Annotated in this window: 7 protein-coding genes; 2 read left to right on the top strand and 5 right to left on the bottom strand. The window is 65.1% G+C overall.

Annotation, left to right across the window (positions count from 1 at the left end):
- Positions 1 to 267 (top strand): LysR substrate-binding domain-containing protein (locus AC1D1P_RS13640; RefSeq protein WP_477673354.1); only part of this gene is annotated, 267 nt, incomplete at its 5' end.
- Positions 268 to 425: 158 nt separating this feature from the next.
- Complete coding sequence (locus AC1D1P_RS13635; protein ID WP_477648835.1) at positions 426 to 734, top strand: plasmid stabilization protein; 309 nt, start codon at positions 426 to 428, stop codon at positions 732 to 734.
- A gap of 366 nt (positions 735 to 1,100) precedes the next feature.
- Here the strand turns inward: AC1D1P_RS13635 and AC1D1P_RS13630 are convergent, their stop codons facing one another.
- The 5 genes from AC1D1P_RS13630 to AC1D1P_RS13610 all read right to left on the bottom strand — a co-directional run.
- The gene (locus AC1D1P_RS13630; protein ID WP_477673353.1) at positions 1,101 to 1,688 is read right to left on the bottom strand and encodes a hypothetical protein; all 588 of its coding nucleotides are present in this window, start codon (positions 1,686 to 1,688) and stop codon (positions 1,101 to 1,103) included.
- A 25-nt stretch (positions 1,689 to 1,713) separates the two neighbouring features.
- On the bottom strand, positions 1,714 to 2,502 hold the full coding sequence (locus tag AC1D1P_RS13625) for a DUF899 domain-containing protein (protein WP_477673352.1): 789 nt from the start codon (positions 2,500 to 2,502) through the stop codon (positions 1,714 to 1,716).
- Between the two features lie 45 nt (positions 2,503 to 2,547).
- Positions 2,548 to 3,159 (bottom strand): glutathione transferase GstA, encoded by a 612-nt coding sequence (gene gstA / locus AC1D1P_RS13620; protein ID WP_477673351.1) that lies wholly within the window; start codon positions 3,157 to 3,159, stop codon positions 2,548 to 2,550.
- A gap of 149 nt (positions 3,160 to 3,308) precedes the next feature.
- Positions 3,309 to 3,986 (bottom strand): Vgb family protein, encoded by a 678-nt coding sequence (locus AC1D1P_RS13615; protein ID WP_477673350.1) that lies wholly within the window; start codon positions 3,984 to 3,986, stop codon positions 3,309 to 3,311.
- 44 nt (positions 3,987 to 4,030) lie between these two features.
- Positions 4,031 to 5,191 (bottom strand): helix-turn-helix domain-containing protein (locus tag AC1D1P_RS13610; RefSeq protein WP_477673349.1); only part of this gene is annotated, 1,161 nt, incomplete at its 5' end.

The following is a 5,191-nucleotide window of genomic DNA, read 5'->3' as shown; positions in this document are numbered from 1 at the left end:
GAGTTGAATCCAGCCAGTTGCCTGCAATTTGATCATTTGCACTTTGTGCTTCAGGCCGCCGTCGACGGGTTGGGTTTTGCCTTGGCGCCGGTATCGCAAATTACCCATGACATGGCGGCGGGACGGTTGATAAGCCCCTTGCCGGAATTGCGGATGGCGCTGGGTCGCCACTATTTTGGCCTTGCGCCCAATGCCGCCCCGGAGACGCAGCAGTTTGCGCAGTGGCTGATGGATGAACTGAACGCCGCGCCTTCAGCGGAAGATTGAGACCGGCAGCGAAGCGCCGCGCCGCGTAGGAGATCACCGACCTTTTTTCGGGAATGCCGCGCGCGAAGCGCCCTGCCCCGGTGCAGTATTTTCAAGCTCTCGCGATCACAGCGATCACAGCGATCACGGCGAAGAAAACCCAGCCAAGGAGAACCGACATGCCCAGAGGCGACAAATCTGCCTACAGCGACAAGCAAAAGCGCAAGGCTGAACACATTGAAGAAGGCTACGAAGACCGCGGCGTCGGCAAGGAAGAAGCCGAGCGCCGGGCCTGGGCCACCGTCAACAAGGAAACTGGCGGCGGCAAAAAGTCGGGCTCGGGCCGCGGCAAGGCGGAAAACCATGCACCGTCCCGCAAAGGCGGGCGCCTTGGCGGCGCAGCCGCAGCTTCCCGCAGTGCGGAAGAGCGGTCAGCCTCTGCCAAAAAAGCCGCCGCCACCCGCAAGCGGAATGCGGCCAGGAAATAGCCCCGCCGGGTGTGTTCCGGCTGCAGGCGGTCGAAATGGCTGCGCACGGCGCGGCGAAATCGCTATTGTTTTGATAGCTGCTCGCGCCCATCCATATTGCCTCGAAGGGCTAAATTACCCCTAAAAAACGGGCCCTCAAGGCACCCAAAAAGGCGCTTAGGCAGAGGAAAAACATCGAAATGCTCAAAAACTGCCGTTTTTTTGCCTGTTTCGGACATCAAATCGCGCTCAAGCCCAATAGGGACCTGCGCGAGAAGCTATAGAAAAGATAGCAAATCAAACAGCACCCAGACAGTGGAAGCAGCAACTACCTCGGCCATGGCAGCCTGTGGAGCCTGGCCAGCGCTTCGCGCAGCCACATCACCATCAGCCCTGCGCCGGAGGCCGTACCCGCTTGCGAGCATTGATCACACGGGCACCGGCATCCCAACCACGGCAAACCCCGGTGGCGACCAAACCGGTGACGGCAAGCATCGCCGCGGTATGAACGCCTACTGCCGCGAGGGCGAGCGCCAGCGGTCCTGACCCTGCCAGCTCCGCTGCCCGCGCCTCCCCTGCGCACAACGGGATCAGGGCCGGCACCAGCATCAAGCCGGCGCCGTGCGCGGTGGACATCATGAAAGACCAGAGCGCCAGCCCGGCGTGCCCCGCCGGCGCGCGCGCCGCCCTGGGTGCGCGGCCCGACAGGTGAACCAYGGCGAAAGCAACCAGCAAGCCGCCTGCCAGGACCTGCAGGGTGAAGCGATCCAGCGCCAGGCCCCCTGCCACCGCGCCAGCCACCAGCGCGATCGATGCGGTGTGCCCGGCTGCAATAGGCACCAGCGCCCGCAGCGCCTGCGACCGGTCGCGTGCACGCAAGCCCCAGGCGGCGGCGAGCGCCCAGCCGGTGGCGGGGTTCAGCCCATGAAGGGCGCCGACCCCTGCCACCACAAGCCACGGCCAAAAGCTTGACATGATGTGCGCGCCGGTCGCGGACTGCTCAGGCCCTGGTGCTGCAGCACGAATCGGCTTCGGGCGCGGGCGTGAATGCGGACGCAGTTTCGTAGCGGTCGTGGTGGCGCACCCAGTCCATCTTGTAAAACCCGTCATGCTCGTCCCGGCCCTTGGGCGTGAGGTCCAGCATGTTGTAGGTGCCCATCATTACCTCCACACCGCGCCCGTAGGTCGAGTAGGTGTGGAAAACCTGGCCTGCGTCATCCTTGTAGAACAGGCTGATGCCGGGCGCTTCCTCGGCCGGGAATTCGGTCATGCCGTAGTTGTAGTTGACGGTGCCGTTGACCCTTTCCTCGGGCTTGAAGCTCACGTGAAAGTCGTAGTTGAAGTCGCTGCTGTTCGAAGAAACCCACTTGAAGTTCCAGCCCATGCGGCGGCGAAAACGCTCGATCTCGGGCAGCGTGGCGCGCGAGACGGCCACAAAACTCACGTCGCGGTTCTCCAGGTGGATCTGCATGCCGGCGGTGTGGTCTGCCATGTAAGAGCAGCTCGGGCAGCCCTGCTCCCAGCCCGGGCCGAACATGAAGTGCTGCACCATCAGCTGGCGGCGCCCTTCGAACAGGTCGGCAAGCGAGCGTTTGCCTTCGGGCGTGTCGAAGATGTAGTTTTTCTCGATACGGACCCAGGGAAGCGCACGGCGCTCGCCGGCTATCCGGTCGCGCAGGCGTGTCAGTTCTTTCTCCTGGGCCAGCAGCGTCTTGCGCTCGGCCAGCCATTTGTCTCTGGACACAACGGAGTGCTTCATGGCGGATGTTTCGGTCATGGTGGTATTCATGGTGTTCTCCTGGGTTAAACGGGTGGGTGGATGGGTAGTCCGCGCTCAGGCGCTTGCCGGTTGTTCGCGGTGCATGGCGGCCTGCACGGCAGGCCGGGCAGCGATTCGCGCCTGGAACGCCAGCAGCCTGGGAAAGGCCGACAGGTCCAGCTTGACGAACTCCGCCCAGCGCGTGACCACAAACAAATAGGCATCGGTCACCGTGAAACGGTCGCCCAACAGGAACGGTGTGCGGCCCAGCGTGGCTTCCAGCAGGCGATAGTGTTTGTGCAGGTGGGCCATGCGCGCGCTGCGAACCTCATCGCTGCAGGCTGGGTTGAACAGCGGCATGTAGCCTTGGTGCAGTTCTGAATTGATGTACCCCAGCATCTCCTGCAGGCGATAGCGCGCCATGCTGCCACTGGCGGGTGCCAGCTGCGCGTCAGGCTTCAGGTCGGCAAGGTACTGCACAACGGCGGGGCCTTCCGTCAGTACGGTGCCGTCGTCCAGCTGGAGCACGGGCACCAGGCCTTTGGGGTTGATGGCGAGAAAGTCTTCGCCGTGCTCGGTGCGTTTGGCGACCACGTCGACCTTCACGAGTTCGATGGCGAGGCCTAACTCATTGGCCACGATGTGCGGCGACAAAGAACAGGCGGACGGGCTGTAGTAAAGCTTCATGGTTTTCTCCTTGGCTCGGTGAGCCGTTTGCTTGGGTTTGCGTTGCGTGGGTCAATGCGCTGCCCGACCCGTGCTGGTAACAGGTGCGCTCGTTATCGGTCCTTGTGACCGAATGGGGTTGTCAGCGCAGGGGAGGCCTGCGCTGTGTTCTATGCGGCTTTTTCTGCTTTAGGCCGCCGAACGGCTCGGACTTTTCCGCTCTTGCCGCCGCCCGCATAGAAGAGGTCTGCGCCGTCGGACTCCAGTCCGCTGACGCCGGTGCCTTTCGGCATTTCCAGCCGCTCGAGCACGGCGCCGCTTTTCGGGTCGATGCGGCGGATCTCGCTGTCATCGCCCTCCCAGGTGCCGTGCCAGAGTTCGCCGTCCACCCACGTCACACCAGTGACGAAACGGTTGGATTCAATCGTGCGCTGGATGGCGCCGGTCTTCGGGTCCACCTGGTGGATCTTGCGGTCGCGGTACTGGCCCACCCACAGGCTGCCTTCGGCCCAGGTCAGGCCCGAGTCGCTGCCACTGCCGGGCGCCGGGATGGTGGCCACCACTTTGCCCGTGGCCGGGTCGATCTTGTCGATACGCGTCTCGGCGATCTGGTAGAGGTGTTTGCCGTCGAAGGCGGTACCGGCGTCACCGGCGCATTCCAGCGTGCGCGTTTGCTCGCCACTGGCGGGGTCGAAAGCAACGATTTTTGCGCCGGTGGCGGCCCAGACGCGCTGGCCATCATGCGTGACACCGGCGACGTCGTTGACGCCGGGGAAGCTGTATTCGCGCACGATCTCGGCGGGGCGCGCCTTGGGCTCGGCTTTGCTTTTGATTGTCTTGCTGCTCATCGTTGCTCCTTAATGCACCGTCCGTCGGCGCCATGGAGTCAACTCTATCCAATCGGTAGCGAAGCGGGGAGTAACAAGATCGTCGTGAATCCGGCCAGCGGCGGCGCCAGCCAGCGCTGAGCCCGTGCCCGGCCCATGGAGCGCACCCGCCCACCGGCTTCCAGATCGGCCAGCGCCCGCTGCACGGTGCGCTGGCTTGCCCCCAAGGCCAGCGCCAGTGCCGAAGTGGACCAGGCCGCGCCGTCCGACAGCAGCGCCACCAGCGAGGCCTGCTCGCCGTCAATGGGCGGTGCCAGCACAGCCACGTCGCGCCCAGCCAGCGGCTTCAGGATGAAGCCCCGCTCAGTGGCTTCGATGCTTGCGAGTGTTTTGACCAGCGCTCGCAGGCGGCCAATTTCGACCCTCAGGCGCGCCCTGTGCGTCTCGTCGGGGCGCCTGGTGCGAAAGGCGGATTCGATCAGCGCTTCGCGGCTCACATCACCAGGCCATGCTTCGGCGAGTGAACGTGCCAGCGAGAACAACACCGGCCGCCGCGCCAGCGGCCGCCACTGGTCTCCGGCCCCCAGCCCACGGCGGCAGGCGTCGACCACCAATGCGTCCGAAGCCAGGAGTGCCGCAACCTCATCGAGGCGCAGCGCCTGTTCGCCGCCGGCGGTGAGGCGCCGGGCGGCGGGCCGGTCAAGCGCAGCGCGCGCTTCGGTGACTTCGGCCATGAGCGCCGGCACCTGCGCACGTTCGGCCGCTGCATGCGCACGCGCCAGCGCCATCCGCGCGTCGCCGACGCGCAGCGAGCGCAGCGCTAGTTCGGCAGCAGTCAGTTCAGCCACGGCCCGCAGCGAAGGCGGCAAGCCGCGCGCATCCAGCTTCGTCAGCGCCACAGAGGCCTCATCAAGCCGACCCAGCAGCAACAGCCGTCGTGCGGTGATGAGCCACGCCTGCAGCGTATTGGCTGTGTCGGCGTGCGCCTCCAGCGTGGCCGCTGCCGCTGCCAGTGCGCGTGGTGAGCCGCCAAAGTCGCGCATGGCCATCGCTACCTCGGCTTCTGCCACAACGCAGCGTGCGCGCGCCAATTCTTCATGCACGCCAAAGCCGCGTGCGGCGCGTTTCAGGAGCTCGCGGGCGCGCGGGTGCTCGCCAAGCTGGGCCATGGCGATGCCGCGCAAAGCCAGAGCCGGCGGGTCGTCGCGCAGGGCAACGCGCTTGAG

The sequence above is a fragment of the Polaromonas sp. P1_E1_2 genome, from assembly GCF_056406035.1.
This window is presented reverse-complemented; position numbering and strand designations above follow the sequence as displayed.

Bases quoted from the DNA above. Each gene is read 5' to 3' on its own strand.
- AC1D1P_RS13635 (WP_477648835.1), top strand. From the start codon at position 426: ATGCCCAGAGGCGACAAATCTGCCTACAGCGACAAGCAAAAGCGCAAG.
- AC1D1P_RS13625 (WP_477673352.1), bottom strand. From the start codon at position 2,502: ATGAATACCACCATGACCGAAACATCCGCCATGAAGCACTCCGTTGTG.
- gstA (WP_477673351.1), bottom strand. From the start codon at position 3,159: ATGAAGCTTTACTACAGCCCGTCCGCCTGTTCTTTGTCGCCGCACATC.
- AC1D1P_RS13615 (WP_477673350.1), bottom strand. From the start codon at position 3,986: ATGAGCAGCAAGACAATCAAAAGCAAAGCCGAGCCCAAGGCGCGCCCC.